This window comes from Sphingobacterium gobiense (assembly GCF_002980575.1).
In the GTDB taxonomy this organism is placed as follows: domain Bacteria; phylum Bacteroidota; class Bacteroidia; order Sphingobacteriales; family Sphingobacteriaceae; genus Sphingobacterium; species Sphingobacterium gobiense.
Map to the genome: position 1 here is coordinate 1,063,439 of NZ_PVBS01000002.1, position 14,691 is coordinate 1,078,129.

Below are 14,691 nucleotides of genomic sequence, written 5' to 3' on the forward strand. Positions count from 1 at the left end.
ACCCGCCATCTTAAATTATGCTGAAAACGAACTTCCGCAGCCGCATGTACTTGAGGCGTTTGGATTGTTGAATGTGAAACCGCGGGCCTCCAAACCACTTTTAAAGTCTATTTCCATACCCGCCAAATAGAGCCCATGGGACTTATTCATGAAAACGCGTATTCCCGCTATCATATATTCATTATCACCATCTTTCTTTTGGTCAAATCCCAGTATGTAGCTCATCCCTGAACAGCCTCCGCCTTCTACACCAACACGCAAGCCGAAATCTGCGCCGATTTCCTGTTGGTCGATCAACTTTTTCAGTTCCGTTACGGCCCCCTCAGTCAAGGTTACGGGAGCAGTATTTGTTATCGTTTCTGTACTCATTACGTGTCGTTTTATGTATGTCGTTGTTACAAATTTACATCTTTCTTTAAAGAAGCTTTTGGAAGCTGTCTATTTTTGACAATAATACAACATTCCTAAATTTTTATGGATCTATCGTACACTTCCGCTGAAGTATCTATTTCTAAGGCAGCGGAGAGCGAAATGAAAATTCATGGTTATATGCTGTAGAATTAAATTGCATATAATCACGATTTTATTTAGGTTTGCGCTAAAATTTAGCAGTTTTTTATAGTACTCCTTAACAATAACATAATGGAAAGAGATCAGGTCATTTTTAACCTAATAGCCGATGAGCTAAAGCGCCAGGAAGAAGGCATCGAATTGATTGCTTCTGAGAACTTTGTAAGTAAACAAGTAATGGAAGCCGCTGGTTCGGTTTTAACGAACAAGTATGCGGAAGGCTTGCCCGGGAAACGCTACTACGGAGGTTGTGAAGTGGTTGACGAAGTTGAAGCGATTGCCATTGATCGTGCAAAAAAGCTATTTGGTGCAACATGGGTAAACGTACAGCCTCACTCTGGAGCGCAAGCGAATGCGGCGGTTTTCTTAGCGACATTAAAACCGGGTGACAAAATTTTAGGACTTGATCTATCGCACGGAGGACATTTAACACACGGATCACCGGCAAATCTTTCGGGTAAAATTTACCAACCGTTATTTTATGGAGTAAAAGAAGATACGGGACTTATTGACTACGAACAGTTAGAAGAGACCGCGTTACGCGAAAAGCCTAAAATGATCATATGTGGTGCTTCTGCTTACTCTCGCGATTGGGATTACGCCCGTATCCGCAAGGTAGCTGACGAAATCGGAGCACTCGTATTGGCAGATATATCACATCCTGCCGGGTTGATTGCAAAAGGCTTGTTGAACGATCCGCTTCCGCATTGTCATATTGTAACCACAACTACACACAAAACATTGCGTGGTCCTCGCGGCGGTATGATTATGGTGGGTGAAGATTTTGAAAATCCTTGGGGTATTAAAACACCGAAAGGAGAGATCCGTACGATGACTCAATTGTTGGATTTGGCTGTATTCCCAGGTACACAAGGAGGGCCTTTGGAACATACAATCGCAGCTAAAGCGATAGCATATGGGGAAGCATTGAGTGATGATTACTTGACATATGCTAAACAAGTTCGGAAGAATGCACAAGCATTGGCTCAATTCTTTGTAGACCGAGATTACAAGATCATTTCCGGTGGTACAGACAACCATTTGATGTTAGTCGACTTACGTAACAAGGATATTTCGGGGAAAGATGCCGAAGCGGTGTTAGGCAAAGCTGGTATCACAACGAATAAAAATATGGTGCCGTTTGATACGCGATCACCTTTTGTAACTTCAGGTGTACGTTTCGGAACGGCAGCTGTTACCACACGTGGTATTAAGGAGAACGAAATCATTCAAATTGGTGAGTTGATTGATGAAGCTTTGGCCAATAGAGCGAATGAAAGTGGTTTAGAAGCTATCCATGGCAAAGTGAAAGCTTTGATGGCACAGTTTCCATTATATAAGTAATAACGAGTATCGTTAAATTATATAAAGGTGGGCACATACTGCTCACCTTTTTTATGGTATATACGGCATAAAACGGCGAATAAATAAACTATTTTACGGGTTTATTTGTTGTATACGCAAATGCGAAAGATGTGTGAATAAATGTTAAAAAATAAGCGTTTAATTTGAATCATCGTTATTTTTCATTTGCTTTGAGGTATGATTATACAAACGAAAGGACGCCTATAAAACACTTTACTCTTTAAAATAAATTCAAACATAAATCTAGGGATTTACTATGAAAACGTTAAAAGATAAGAGTGACCTTGAGTTGATTCAGGCATATGTATCGGGGGATGAGTCGGGGATAGAGGTACTACTGAATAGGTATAAGACAAAAATATATACATCCATCTATCTACAAGTGAAAGACGAATATCTCGCGGAAGATATTTTTCAAGAAACCTTTATAAAGGTAATCAAAACACTAAAATCTGGACGTTATAATGATGAAGGTAAGTTTTTGCCTTGGGTGGTTCGTATTGCTCAAAATATGGTGATTGACCATTTTCGGAAAGAAAAACGAAGCCCCACGGTGGTGAGTAGTGACGGGTATGATATTTTTGGAGTACTGGAGTTTACTGACGATAACGCGGAGTCTAAATTAATGACTAATCAACGCGATGTTGATTTGCGAAAGATTATTCAAAAGTTACCTGATGACCAAAAAGAGGTACTTATTATGCGCCATTTTTGTGATATGAGCTTTAAAGAAATTGCTGAAATAACCGATGTCAGCATCAATACGGCACTTGGGCGTATGCGCTATGCACTCAATAATTTGCGAAAGATGATTGAGGAGCATAATATGCTATTGAATATGGGCTAAAACCCCATATTCTCTACTTCTTCAGCAGTTTCTTCTACTTTTGCTCTGAGATCCGCCTTAAAGGCTAGAATAGCCAATGCCAATTCCTCCGAAGAAGTGGCTAAAATTTGAGCAGCCAAAATTCCGGCGTTCTTTGCGGCATTCAATGCAACGGTTGCTACCGGAATTCCATTAGGCATTTGTAATATAGAAAGCACCGAATCCCAACCGTCAATAGAGTTGGAGGATTTTACCGGAACACCGATTACAGGTAAATGGGTTATCGAAGCCACCATTCCCGGTAGATGGGCGGCACCGCCGGCTCCTGCGATAATAACTTTCAGTCCGCGTGTTGCGGCTGATTTCGCATATTCGTACATGCGTTCGGGCGTACGATGGGCCGAAACAATGGAGACTTCAAAACTCACTCCTAACGCTTTCAATACCTCGATGGCATCCTGCATCACGGGAAGATCAGATTTGCTACCCATGATTATACCTACTTGTGCAATATTTTCTCGGTTCATCTTTTTAAGCCTTTACCTTTAATGTTTTCTGTACCCAGCGTGCATTTTTTATCGCTAAATCACGGTCGTCATTTACAATGCATACATGCCCCATTTTGCGAAAAGGTTTTGTATATTTCTTTCCATATAAATGAACAAATATACCTTCAACGGCAAGTACGTCTTCCACGCCCTCGTATCTAGCAAGTCCCTCATACCGTGGTTCGCCTAGCAGGTTTATCATCACCGCATTTGTCCTCGCTGTCGTAGCGCCCAACGGTAAATTGAAAATAGCACGTAAATGCTGTGCGAATTGCGAGGTGATATTTCCCTCAATCGTATGATGTCCACTATTGTGTGGGCGAGGAGCAAGTTCATTTACTAAAATCTCACCATCTTTTGTGAGAAACATTTCGACAGCCAAAAGACCGACAATTTGTAGGTCCTCTGCTATCTTTTTAGCAATTTCATCAGCTTGCGTCTGGATTTCAAAAGGTAATGTTGATGGAGATATCAAAAACTCCACCAAATTCGCATCGGGATTAAACTCCATCTCTACCAACGGAAAGGTAGATACGTCGCCTCTATCGTTTCTGGCAACAATTACGGCAATCTCTTTTTCGAAATCAACTAACTCTTCTATCAAAGAAGGCTCTTCAAAAGCCTGTTCTATTGCTGAGGTATTATTGATCTTTTTAACTCCCTTGCCATCATAGCCATCCCTGCGGAGCTTCTGTATATAAGGTAGGGGGATAGCCGTTTCATATAAATTTTCTTTGTTAGAAATTAGTTGAAAAGCTGCGGTAGGAATGTCGTTCTGTTTAAAAAATTGTTTTTGCAGACCTTTGTCTTGAATCAATCGAATGATCCGGGACTGCGGATATACGATAACGCCTTCGCCCTCCAACTTTTCTAAAGCATCCACATTCACTTTTTCGATTTCGATGGTGATCATGTCTAAATCCTTACCAAAGTTATAGACCGTATCAAAATCATTTAACGAACCGCATTCAAAACGGTTACATAATTTACGGCACGGTGCATTTTTATCAGGGTCTAATATATGCACGTTTACGTTGTAATTGATGGCTTCTTGTATGAGCATACGACCCAACTGGCCTCCGCCAAGAATACCTAATTGCAACTCGCCATAAAAATCTTTTGCCATAGTGTTTTTAAAAATATATTAAGCGTGTTCAGAAAAATATTGATCTTGTAATATATTTTCTGTTTCTATTTTTTTTTGAAGTTCTAAGAATGCGCCGATTAATGCTTCTGGTCTCGGTGGGCATCCCTGTACATATACATCCACAGGGATAATCTTATCTACACCTTTCACCACATGATAGCCGTGTTGCCAATACGGACCGCCACAATTTGAACACGAACCCATCGATATGACATATTTGGGGTCAGGCATCTGTTCGTATAGTTTTTTTATCCTATCCGCCATCTTGAAAGTCACCGTTCCCGCAATGATCATCACATCCGATTGTCTGGGAGATGGACGCGGGAACACGCCTAAGCGATCTAGGTCATAGGTCGAAGCCATAGCGCCCATCATCTCTATCGCACAACAAGCGATTCCGAAACTGACCGGCCACATAGATGATAGCCTTGCCCAATTCAGCAAATCGTCCATTTTGGCAATTATGACTCCTCCACTTTGTGCTGCTTCCATGTTTTAATTAATTTGACTTCTTGAATTTTGGTCGAAACCCTAGCCCTCCACTGCGAGCCGCTTTTGTATCGGTATCAACTGTTTCCGACGATACAGTTTCCTTATAGTCGCGAACATGGTATTTTTTGCTATTCAATTGTTCATAGGCCGTAGCCGGAATACCGACAGAAACGCGCGGTTCTACATGTGCGGGTTTAATCCACGAAATGTCACCCCGTTTCCATACATATACTAATCCTACTACCAGAATACCCAAAAACATACCCATTTCCACTAAGGTAAACCATCCCCAGCGCCCATCGGCAGCGACCAATTCCCTACTCCCGAAAACCGTTGCCCAAGGAAATACGAAGATCAATTCCACATCAAATAGTAGGAAGACCAAAGCAATTACATAAAACCGTGGGTTTATCTGTATCCAGGCGTTTCCGGTGGCTTCTTCACCACATTCGTATGTACTTAGTTTTTGAGGATTCGGTTTCTTTGGCGATAATATTTTCGCCAACAAAATGGTTGCGCATACCAAAAAGATACCTACTATCGCTATTAATAGTATCTTTCCATATTCCGAGAGCTGCGCGGGGTCATCCATAGGGCAAAATTACAAAATATTATTTTAAAAAGGTTTTCCAGGCATTTTGGGCATATTACGCATCATCTTAGCTGCCATAGCAGGATTGGACATTTGCTTCATGACCTTGCGCATGTCCGCAAACTGCTTCATGAGCTTATTCACCTCGTTAATATCTGTTCCTGAGCCTTTTGCTATACGCATGCGGCGTTTTGTGTCAATCGCATCTGGATTTTCTCTTTCAAAAGGCGTCATAGAGTCGATAATCGCTTCAATCGGTTTGAACGCATCGTCCTCTATTTCTACATCTTTAATGGCTTTGCCGACGCCGGGAATCATCCCCATCAAGTCTTTCATGTTTCCCATTTTCTTAATCTGCTGAATCTGGGACTTAAAGTCGTTGAAGTCGAATTTATTTTTGCGGATTTTCTTTTGTAGCTCCGCTGCTTCTTTCTCGTCAAACTGCTGTTGGGCACGTTCTACCAAAGAAACCACGTCACCCATTCCTAGGATACGGGATGCCATACGGTCAGGGTGGAACACGTCTAGCGCTTCCATTTTCTCGCCGGTACCGATAAACTTAATCGGTTTATTGACTACGGATTTAATCGATAAGGCAGCACCACCACGGGTGTCACCATCCAACTTGGTGAGCACTACACCCGTGAAATCCAAACGATCGTTAAACGCTTTAGCGGTATTGACCGCATCTTGCCCCGTCATGGCATCCACGACAAAAAGGATTTCATGCGGTTGGGTCGCCTCTTTAACTGCGGTTATTTCGGTCATTAAAGCTTCGTCAATGGCTAATCGTCCGGCAGTATCGATAATGACAATATTATTTCCGTTGCGTTTGGCTTCTGCTACGCCTTCCTCAGCAATTGCTATAGGGTCAGTGGATTCGCGATTGACATAAACCGGAACGCCCACTTGCTCGCCCAACACCTGCAATTGGTCAATCGCAGCCGGACGATAAACGTCTCCTGCAACTAACAACGGCTTTTTTCCTTTTTTATCACGGAGATAGTTGGCTAGCTTCCCAGAGAACGTGGTTTTACCCGCACCGTTCAAACCCGCTATTAATATAACCGTAGGGTTGTGTGTTATATCCAGATCGGTAACTGTTCCTCCCATAAGGGAAGTCAGTTCATCGTTCATGATTTTAGTCAGCAATTGCCCTGGCGAAATACTAGTAAGTACATTCTGACCTAACGCTTTTTGCTTAACCTCGTCGGTAAATGCTTTGGCTGTTTTATAATTCACATCGGCATCCAATAATGCCTTGCGAATTTCCTTCATCGTCTCTGCGACGTTTATTTCAGTAATACTTCCTTGTCCTTTTAGTACTTTAAAGGCTCTATCCAGTTTATCCTGTAAATTCTGAAACATGTCTTATTTCTCGTCTTAAAATGTGCTAAGTGCCAAAGTTACAAAATAGTGTCGAATTTTATTTCATTATTCAACGGGGAATCTATTTAAACAATAAAAAATGCGACTTATTCTGTCGCATTTTTTTATTATATGTTTGTATGCTCTTTAGCGTTAATCTCTTCTGCCGAAAAGGATAAAGGCATAATATAGCAATGTTACGAGTGCTGATAAAGCGGCTACAACGTAGGTCATTGCGGCCCATTTCAACGCGTCTTTCGCCCCGTCGTGCTCATCTCGGCTGTGTGTAATATTAGCTGACTCCAGCCATTTCAACGCTCTGCCCGATGCGTCGAACTCCACCGGTAAGGTTACGAAGGCAAATAGTGTCGTCAAAAAAAGCGCCCCCACACCAACTGCTAGGATCCATGGATTCCCGCTAAAGGCCATTAGCAAAACACCGCCTATCAATACCCAAGAAGTTAGGCGAGAGGCTACGCTCACAACAGGTACCATCGCCGAACGGAACTGTAACCAAGAATAGGCAGTTGCATGTTGTACGGCGTGACCACTTTCGTGCGCTGCAACCGCAGCGGCAGCGACGCTACGGCCATAATATACTTCGTTGCTGAGGTTCACTGTCTTGTTTGCCGGATTATAATGATCAGACAGACCGCCCTCGTTAGCTACAAGAACCTTCACGTCGTAAATCCCATTTTCATGGAGCATTTTCTGAGCAATTTCAGCGCCCGAAAGTCCCGAACTCAAAGGGGTCTCTGAATATTTTTTAAACTTGTTCTTAAACCTGGATTGCACGATCCAACTGATAACCGCAATCCCAATAAATATAATCCAATACATAGTCGTTATTCCTTTTTAAATCTTTTGCTGTTTCTCTTTCTTCTACAAACCATATTCCATTCGTTATGATTTGGCTTGAAGATAACAAAAACGATTCATTTTGTCAGCTTAAAATAGAAAATTTGATGTTAAGCTGTCAATATTGCTTGTGTTGATGTGTTTTTGAGTAGAAGTATATCGAATAGGAACGGAATAATCTAGCCTGCTTTCGAAGATTGCTCTACGGGCTATCGGCTGTTCTCCGGAAATAATCGGAAGCTGTTCGATATTTGTTCGACGGCTGTTCGGATTAGATAGCCAATCGCAGGTCTAGACGGGGCAAGAATACCAAATTCGGACATTTCGGTCATATCCGGACATTTACTACCATTTCGGCCTTTTCCGGCCATTTCGGCCAAAGAGATTTGGAGGAAGATTTATGTTTGTGCTGTTCGATCGTCTCGCGAAGAGTTGACAGACAGATACAGTGGTTTCGTTAGGGTTAATTTTTATCAAATCCTATCAATTTAGATCAAATCGGATCAAAATTTCATTTTGTTTGATTGCTGTCTTTACGTTTGTGCTGTTCATCCACTCGCGAGGAGACGAACAAGAAGAGGAGGTAACGGGAACGTCCAACGGAAAGAGCTCGCCGACGGAGTAGTGAACCGCTACCGACAAACATTTTTTAAATTTTAGTATTATGGCAATTAAATTTAATGTACAGGAAATCGGCAACCCGCAGGATGCGGCTGCCCCTAAAAAGTTCTATGCACGTCCGGTAAGCAGTGGTGAGATCACCCTAGAGGATTTGGCTTCCGACATATCCCATGCCTCGTCCGTCACGGAATCGGACGTCATGGCGGTATTATACAGCTTGGTGCGGGAAATCCCGCGTAATATCTCGCAAGGCTACATTGTCCGTTTGGGCAGTCTCGGTTCCTTCCGCTTAGGGACGGGCAGTATTGGCAGTGACACAGCAGAAGAGGTGACTGCTGCCAATATCCATCGCAAACGTGTGCTGTTCCAGAACGGTATGCGAATCAAGAAGGCGATAGCGGATTTAACTTTCAGGAAAAGCGAGTAATTCGCGTTTTTTTATAGTTTAATGGTTGAGCCGGCGTTCCTAGGATGCCGGCTTTTTTTGTGCTTAGATGTCTGGGAATTACCGCGGTCACTAAAACAAATGATAGCTTGTTTTTCTATAATGAAAGTTTGTTTTGCGCAAACGACCGCGGTAACTTTCCAAACTCCAAGTCGGTTTTTGAAAAGTTACCGAGGCAAGTTTTCTGACAGCCATTTGAACTTTGGAAACTTAATTTCATTTAATTAAAAAATAATTTTAACGCCTATTTCTTTTATGCTCTCGGTATCGCTCCAGCATTCGTTTCGTGAGCGCGTTATCAATCTGCCAGTCTTCTCCCGGACCCCACTCCATAACTTCTCCGTTGAGGAAATACACCCAAACAGGACGACGTTCGACTGTTTCTGTATACGAGTTGCGGTCAACAGGCATATACTCGTATACCTCTAGGGGCCCTTCTTCGGTGGATTGTGCCATGACCACCATGTTGGGTTTTCCAATACGTTTAACAACCGTTTCCTTTGACATTCCCAAGCTAATCAAACTCATGTCTCCGTGCCTTAATGCGGCACACGATCCCAAAAATAATAACACACCAGCGGTTAGATAAGTGAATAATTTATGCATAGATTTTTGATTTATTTTATTTGACTGGGATTAATGGTAAAAGATTAATGATTGGTTGAAATGTTTTTTATATTTACTCCTATTCTAATCCTGATTTGTATGTTAAAAAAGATTTGCTTTTTGGTGATGTCCGCACTGTTGTTTGGAAGTTGTTCTGACAAGGATGATAATGTAGTATTGCCAGACGATGGGCTCGATCCAGAACCAGAAGAAGAAATCCAGTCGTTACCCTTAATGTTGACGACTGATAAGAGTGAGGGACATATTTATGAGCAGGTGGGGTTTAGCTTAGAGGACAGTACCTATACGGCGCCTAATGGAGGATTTGCTATTTTAATACGTTATGCTGACGCTTTGGATTCTTTGATATGGCAGGTAGAAGGAAATGAAGATGGGGTACATCTTCTAGAAAAAAATGGTACGATTAATTCTCAATTCAGGACTGAATGGAGTCACTATTTTTACCTGCCGGGAAACTATAAGACGTTTTTGTACGGTTATAAGGACGGACAGCTTGTTGTGCAGGATTCTGCTGTAACGGAGATTTTTGCAGATGGTGATTTTTTAAATATCAATTGGGATCGATTGGGTGAAGACTCAAACAAAATGGTGGGATTTACCAATGAACATATGAGAGATTATTCGATGCAGATCTTTACCAGTTTACGAGATGATGTATTATCATCCCGACTTAGCGTGAGATTTGATTCGTTTGATTATAGAAGACCTAATGCGGAGATTGGAGATCGGGAAGCGGAACTGCTTGATTCTTATATTACGGAATTATATGGAGAAGCAAAATATCATGTAGCAGAAGGATCCCCCCTTAATGAATTGTTGAGGCTTTTCAAAACAAAATTTAAAGAAGAGCAGGTTTTAAAGATATGGCTTACCGGTAAATCCATTATCGCGCTGATCAAGAGTGAAGACACGGATGTCAATGGCTTTGGATACGAAATACACGCCGAGCCGATATGATCGATTAACTACAGCTTTACCTCATTTGTGTTGATATATTCGTTTATATAAGCTTGTACTTCTTGTTTTTTACCTAAATCTTCGATAAGATCCGCAATCGGCAACAAGTTGTCCAAACCATCAATGTAAATAAATCTAGCATTATCTTCGTTGATGGTTTCTGCCCATGCTGTTCTATCAACTATCGGTTTAGAAATCGAAGTTTCATCTATCAAAATTTTAGACGGATCCCCACCGATTGCTTCAAACGCTATGGTGGGATTACGAATATCTTTGAATGCTGCGGAATCCAGCGGATCAAGAAATCCCGAAAATAATTCGAAGCAATCACCTAAACCTACTCGGAAGCTATTTTCTACGGCATTACGCCGGTTTGTACCCGTATATTCAGCGCGGTAATCGAGACTAAACTTTGCTCCTGTAAACAAAGAAAGTAAGACGTGGGTGCCATATTTTTTGACAAGTTCCGCTGGTTCCAATGATTTGCTGTCTACTTGGAAGTCTGCGGTTAAATAGGGTATTAGTTGACTATTCCTGCCATAGAGTGTGAGACGTCTGTATTTGATATACGAATCATACAAACCATAGATGTATTGATCTTCCTGTGGATCTGTATCGGGGAACGGATGTGTGATATTTCCTTTAAAGTAACCTGTATTCGGTGTGCCTTCTGCTAACCATTTAGTTAACTCTTCTGCGTCAGTGGCATATATGGATTTGAAACTGGAAGTTAGCACCCGGAGCGAAGCGAAACGACCCGAACTTTCCTGCACAAATGACGGTGTATTAATTATAGGTTCTTTAATGGAAGTCTTATGTGAATGCTTGCCGGTTACATCATAGCCGAATCCCAAGAAGTTGTAATCTCCATATCCTTCTTTATTTGTGGTATTTTTGTTGTCTGATAGATTCTTGACCGCAAACTTAAGCTCCGTCGGTTTGTTTGTTTCCGGTTCTATAGTTTCAGGGTTTGTTGTTTTGGGCTCGTCCAATGTATTTTTCTCGCAGGAGATTAGTGCAATAACAACTGTTAGCGCTAATGGGAGTATTGATTTGATCTTTGGTGTGTGCATTGCTTAAGAATAATGGAATGTTTGCATTAAAGCGCCAAGATAATGCATTTATTTTAATTCGTGTTTCTTTCCCTTAATAAACGGGGCTGGTATGTCGATTTTCGTGAAGAATCTATTGTATTCACAGAAGATCATATTTGTGATAGTCAGTTATTTTAACACCATTTAAAGGTAGTGTTATTCTTTTATTAATATTATCAACCCGTTCCTTATTCCTGATTTTATTGACTTTATTTACCATAGGTTTTGAAAAAAGTTGCAAAAGCATTAAGATAATGTTATTATTGAAATAATTTACAAACCGATTGTTTATACAATCAACTAATTTAATTCTTTTATGAAAAAAATCTCTAGATTATTGTTGCTCTGCGTAGTAGGCTTAGCAGCATCCTGTAACAAAGAAATGGCCACTCCGGAAAGTGTCGATTCTGTATTAACCGACGGAGATCTCTCCGCCCAAACAGTACGACCACTTGCTGCGGGTATGGGGCCTTATGATTTACTGGGGTACGGTTACGATGTTCTGGGCCAATATGCTAATGCAGCGTCACAGGGTAATTCTATTATAGACATTGAGCGATTAAAAAATGATCATCCTAATCGTGTGATTGAAGGGAGACCATTATCACAGGAATACACAGAGGAATACGGAGAAAACGCTGAACAATATTCTAGAAGTGTTTCTAACAAAGCGAGTGCAACGGCGGGTTTTAAACTCTTTGGTTGGGAACTTTCCTCCAAATTTAATTATGAGAATAATGATAGTTCTTCTTTTGATGGCAAATATATTTATGGTAGCTATAACTTGGTAATTAAACAAAAAAGATACCGCTTAAATGCTCCAACGGAATTATTAAGGACCTACTTAACGGACGAATTTTCGACAGATCTATCTACTCAATCTGCAGCCTATATTGTCAGAAAATACGGACCTTTTGTGTTGACGGATATTTATACAGGAGGGAAATTCGATATGAAATTTCAGTCGGAAACAAGAAATTCCAATCGTACGCAGGCAGCTCGTATCGGAATCAAGGTCGGTGCGAAAGCTATTTTCGATGTCGAAGTGGACGGTGCCCGTGATGTAAATACAAGTGCTGCCAACCAGAATTTTTCGAAGAAGTTATCTTATAGTACTTTAGGAGGTGATCCTACGAAAGAATTAAGAGGAGTAATTGATCTTGATGCAAGCGCGCCCAAGATTAACATAAAGAATTGGCAAAATAGTGTGACACCCGAGAATTCAGTATTGGTAGATTTCGGTCGCGACGGCTTGATCCCAATTTATGAACTCGTTGCGGATGCGAGTAAAAGAAGTGCGTTGAAGTCCGCATTTGAAAATTATTTAGAAAATGGTGTTGTAAAAAATGTTTATAAGGATAAACCTGTTTATATTCTTTATATCGATGGTATGTGGTTGCCTAGACCAACGAGACATGATAATAACCATGTGTTATCAATGGATCTTGCGAATGAGTACCATTCAGCCGAGAACCGAGGTATTGCATTTTATGCTTATGACTATCAGGTACCAGGGACTTTGCCAGTTTATAGATATTTAGCGAAAAGTAATAGTAACAACTTCTATACACTTAATCCTGGAGCTGAGTATATGGCTGATATGACTTATGAAGGAATAGCATTCTACGCATATCCTAACAATTCTAGCAATTCTAAATTAAAACCTGTCCACAGATGGTATAGTCAGTATTATACGGATCATTATTATTCCCTAGTCAGAGGTAACCATGTGAATTATGAGTATGAGGGAGTTAAATTTTATGTGCCTAGATAAAAAGTGAAGTACATAAGTTTGGGAAGGCCAAGAACAGTGTTTTTGGCCTCTCTTAATATATAAAAAGATCTCCATAGCGAATTCCTGTGGGTATGATATCCTCCGAAATGGCTATTGTCGTCATATCTCAGAATTTCTACGATATCATGATGCGGCAATAGAGCATATTTTATCTAAATTTGTATTTAGATATGGAAGAAAGGGATTTATCGTTAATTGTTGGTCTTAGAAATAATTTAGATTATACGAAAGCATTTTATGCTAGCGTCAGACAATTATATCCAGAAGTGGAAATTGTGTTTGTGAGTTATGGCAGTAGTGACAATACTCATGAATGGTTAGATGGCCTGCTAGATCCTTTTGTCAAATATTTTTACTCTGAAAAATCGAAAACTTTATCGGATACCTATAATACAGGGGTTTTGCTTGCGAGCGGTAAGCTAGTCGCATTTTTACATAACGATATGATTATGGGCAAGGGATTTGTGGAACAGCTTATTGATGCCTGGAAGCCGGGACAACTGTTGTTTTATACCGTTGTCGAGCCACCAATCTTTGCCGAAGATAAACATGATTGGAAAGTTGTCATAGATTTCGGAACTGATCTCGAAACCTTTAGAACTGAAGAATTTTGTCAATATAATAAAGGAAGACAAGCCGAGGCCAATTTAAAGCCATTTATAACGGAAGATGCTTCTTTTTTCCTTTGCGTTGAACGAGAATGGTTACTGGAAATGGGGGGAATGGATCCGCTATATAACCCGATGTTTTGTGAAGATAGTGATTTGTTAATACGATTTAAACTCCAAAATGCTACAATGTTTCAAGTGCCGAAAGCAATCGTGTATCATTTTGTAAGCAAGACTTCTCGATTTTCTCGGGAATATCAAGACAGAACGAAAAGGATAGAGGAAAATGCTATACGAAACTTTTATAGGAAATGGCGGTTTGCACCTTCTTCATCTCTTCATAAAAGGTATGACATAGCTGCTATAGTATATCATGCAGATTTATCGAATCTTCGTAAAATAGAGCCCTATTTTGCGAAGATATATATTGATGCAGACGGTAATGGCTATATTGCAGATGAGCAACAAAATACAGCGTTTGATCTAACGAGCCGTTTTGCACATATTGATCAAATAGAATCGCATGATGTATTGGTTTCTTTTGATATGAATAAGTTAGACGAAAAAGATTTCAAAAATCTGCTTTGGCTTCCAGAAATTCTGCATAGACACTTTTATCAGTCAACATCTTTAATTGAAAAGCTTTTCTTTAACAGAAAAAGATTTAAAAAAGGTAATCTTCATTTTCAGATTGAAAATTTAAAAGCATCTGAAGAAGAATTGATAGTAAGAAATCTTAATTGAAATTTAATTGATGAGCTGGTTTAATTTTTTTAGA

General features: G+C 40.4%; 15 protein-coding genes. 6 read left to right on the forward strand and 9 right to left on the reverse strand.

What is annotated here, in order from left to right; translation table 11 throughout:
* Positions 1 to 15: 15 nt before the first annotated feature.
* On the reverse strand, positions 16 to 369 hold the full coding sequence (locus C5749_RS13175) for a HesB/IscA family protein (RefSeq protein WP_105726626.1): 354 nt from the start codon (positions 367 to 369) through the stop codon (positions 16 to 18).
* Between the two features lie 273 nt (positions 370 to 642).
* Here C5749_RS13175 and C5749_RS13180 point away from each other — a divergent pair, with 273 nt between their 5' ends.
* Positions 643 to 1,914, forward strand: a complete 1,272-nt coding sequence (locus tag C5749_RS13180; protein ID WP_105726627.1) for a serine hydroxymethyltransferase — start codon at positions 643 to 645, stop codon at positions 1,912 to 1,914.
* Positions 1,915 to 2,191: 277 nt separating this feature from the next.
* Positions 2,192 to 2,782 carry an RNA polymerase sigma factor gene (locus tag C5749_RS13185; protein ID WP_105726628.1) on the forward strand — a complete coding sequence of 197 codons (591 nt, stop codon included), beginning with the start codon at positions 2,192 to 2,194 and terminating at the stop codon, positions 2,780 to 2,782.
* On the opposite strand, the gene purE is transcribed toward C5749_RS13185, so the two are convergent.
* From purE to C5749_RS13215, 6 genes are all read right to left on the reverse strand, one after another.
* Complete coding sequence (purE, locus tag C5749_RS13190; protein ID WP_105726629.1) at positions 2,779 to 3,288, reverse strand: 5-(carboxyamino)imidazole ribonucleotide mutase; 510 nt, start codon at positions 3,286 to 3,288, stop codon at positions 2,779 to 2,781. The genes C5749_RS13185 and purE overlap by 4 nt on opposite strands.
* A gap of 4 nt (positions 3,289 to 3,292) precedes the next feature.
* The gene (locus tag C5749_RS13195; RefSeq protein WP_105726630.1) at positions 3,293 to 4,435 is read right to left on the reverse strand and encodes a 5-(carboxyamino)imidazole ribonucleotide synthase; all 1,143 of its coding nucleotides are present in this window, start codon (positions 4,433 to 4,435) and stop codon (positions 3,293 to 3,295) included.
* Between the two features lie 18 nt (positions 4,436 to 4,453).
* Positions 4,454 to 4,948, reverse strand: a complete 495-nt coding sequence (locus C5749_RS13200) for an NADH-quinone oxidoreductase subunit B (RefSeq protein WP_105726631.1) — start codon at positions 4,946 to 4,948, stop codon at positions 4,454 to 4,456.
* A 7-nt stretch (positions 4,949 to 4,955) separates the two neighbouring features.
* Complete coding sequence (locus C5749_RS13205; protein ID WP_105726632.1) at positions 4,956 to 5,540, reverse strand: NADH-quinone oxidoreductase subunit A; 585 nt, start codon at positions 5,538 to 5,540, stop codon at positions 4,956 to 4,958.
* Between the two features lie 24 nt (positions 5,541 to 5,564).
* The gene (gene ffh / locus C5749_RS13210; RefSeq protein ID WP_105726633.1) at positions 5,565 to 6,908 is read right to left on the reverse strand and encodes a signal recognition particle protein; all 1,344 of its coding nucleotides are present in this window, start codon (positions 6,906 to 6,908) and stop codon (positions 5,565 to 5,567) included.
* A 153-nt stretch (positions 6,909 to 7,061) separates the two neighbouring features.
* A complete protein-coding gene (locus C5749_RS13215) occupies positions 7,062 to 7,748 on the reverse strand; it encodes a zinc metallopeptidase (RefSeq protein WP_105726634.1) in 687 nt (228 codons plus the stop codon).
* Positions 7,749 to 8,430: 682 nt separating this feature from the next.
* Here C5749_RS13215 and C5749_RS13220 point away from each other — a divergent pair.
* Entirely contained in the window at positions 8,431 to 8,814 is a 384-nt protein-coding gene (locus tag C5749_RS13220; RefSeq protein ID WP_105726635.1) for an HU family DNA-binding protein, read from the forward strand.
* A 255-nt stretch (positions 8,815 to 9,069) separates the two neighbouring features.
* Here the strand turns inward: C5749_RS13220 and C5749_RS13225 are convergent, their stop codons facing one another.
* On the reverse strand, positions 9,070 to 9,438 hold the full coding sequence (locus tag C5749_RS13225; protein WP_146113754.1) for a hypothetical protein: 369 nt from the start codon (positions 9,436 to 9,438) through the stop codon (positions 9,070 to 9,072).
* Between the two features lie 99 nt (positions 9,439 to 9,537).
* Between C5749_RS13225 and C5749_RS13230 the strand changes: the two genes are divergently transcribed.
* Complete coding sequence (locus C5749_RS13230) at positions 9,538 to 10,416, forward strand: hypothetical protein (protein ID WP_105726637.1); 879 nt, start codon at positions 9,538 to 9,540, stop codon at positions 10,414 to 10,416.
* A gap of 8 nt (positions 10,417 to 10,424) precedes the next feature.
* Here C5749_RS13230 and C5749_RS13235 read toward each other — a convergent pair whose 3' ends face one another.
* On the reverse strand, positions 10,425 to 11,489 hold the full coding sequence (locus C5749_RS13235) for a hypothetical protein (RefSeq protein WP_105726638.1): 1,065 nt from the start codon (positions 11,487 to 11,489) through the stop codon (positions 10,425 to 10,427).
* A gap of 358 nt (positions 11,490 to 11,847) precedes the next feature.
* Between C5749_RS13235 and C5749_RS13240 the strand changes: the two genes are divergently transcribed.
* Both C5749_RS13240 and C5749_RS13245 read left to right on the forward strand, forming a co-directional pair.
* A complete protein-coding gene (locus C5749_RS13240; RefSeq protein WP_181151415.1) occupies positions 11,848 to 13,284 on the forward strand; it encodes an MAC/perforin domain-containing protein in 1,437 nt (478 codons plus the stop codon).
* Between the two features lie 191 nt (positions 13,285 to 13,475).
* Positions 13,476 to 14,657, forward strand: a complete 1,182-nt coding sequence (locus C5749_RS13245; protein WP_105726640.1) for a glycosyltransferase family 2 protein — start codon at positions 13,476 to 13,478, stop codon at positions 14,655 to 14,657.
* Positions 14,658 to 14,691: the final 34 nt, after the last annotated feature.

What these genes read in the sequence shown, in the direction of transcription:
- C5749_RS13230 (WP_105726637.1), top strand. Translation starts at nt 9,538, where the DNA reads ATGTTAAAAAAGATTTGCTTTTTGGTGATGTCCGCACTGTTGTTTGGA.
- C5749_RS13225 (WP_146113754.1), bottom strand. Translation starts at nt 9,438, where the DNA reads ATGCATAAATTATTCACTTATCTAACCGCTGGTGTGTTATTATTTTTG.
- C5749_RS13215 (WP_105726634.1), bottom strand. Translation starts at nt 7,748, where the DNA reads ATGTATTGGATTATATTTATTGGGATTGCGGTTATCAGTTGGATCGTG.
- C5749_RS13235 (WP_105726638.1), bottom strand. Translation starts at nt 11,489, where the DNA reads ATGCACACACCAAAGATCAAATCAATACTCCCATTAGCGCTAACAGTT.
- C5749_RS13195 (WP_105726630.1), bottom strand. Translation starts at nt 4,435, where the DNA reads ATGGCAAAAGATTTTTATGGCGAGTTGCAATTAGGTATTCTTGGCGGA.
- C5749_RS13180 (WP_105726627.1), top strand. Translation starts at nt 643, where the DNA reads ATGGAAAGAGATCAGGTCATTTTTAACCTAATAGCCGATGAGCTAAAG.
- C5749_RS13200 (WP_105726631.1), bottom strand. Translation starts at nt 4,948, where the DNA reads ATGGAAGCAGCACAAAGTGGAGGAGTCATAATTGCCAAAATGGACGAT.
- purE (WP_105726629.1), bottom strand. Translation starts at nt 3,288, where the DNA reads ATGAACCGAGAAAATATTGCACAAGTAGGTATAATCATGGGTAGCAAA.
- C5749_RS13220 (WP_105726635.1), top strand. Translation starts at nt 8,431, where the DNA reads ATGGCAATTAAATTTAATGTACAGGAAATCGGCAACCCGCAGGATGCG.
- ffh (WP_105726633.1), bottom strand. Translation starts at nt 6,908, where the DNA reads ATGTTTCAGAATTTACAGGATAAACTGGATAGAGCCTTTAAAGTACTA.
- C5749_RS13205 (WP_105726632.1), bottom strand. Translation starts at nt 5,540, where the DNA reads ATGGATGACCCCGCGCAGCTCTCGGAATATGGAAAGATACTATTAATA.
- C5749_RS13245 (WP_105726640.1), top strand. Translation starts at nt 13,476, where the DNA reads ATGGAAGAAAGGGATTTATCGTTAATTGTTGGTCTTAGAAATAATTTA.
- C5749_RS13185 (WP_105726628.1), top strand. Translation starts at nt 2,192, where the DNA reads ATGAAAACGTTAAAAGATAAGAGTGACCTTGAGTTGATTCAGGCATAT.
- C5749_RS13175 (WP_105726626.1), bottom strand. Translation starts at nt 369, where the DNA reads ATGAGTACAGAAACGATAACAAATACTGCTCCCGTAACCTTGACTGAG.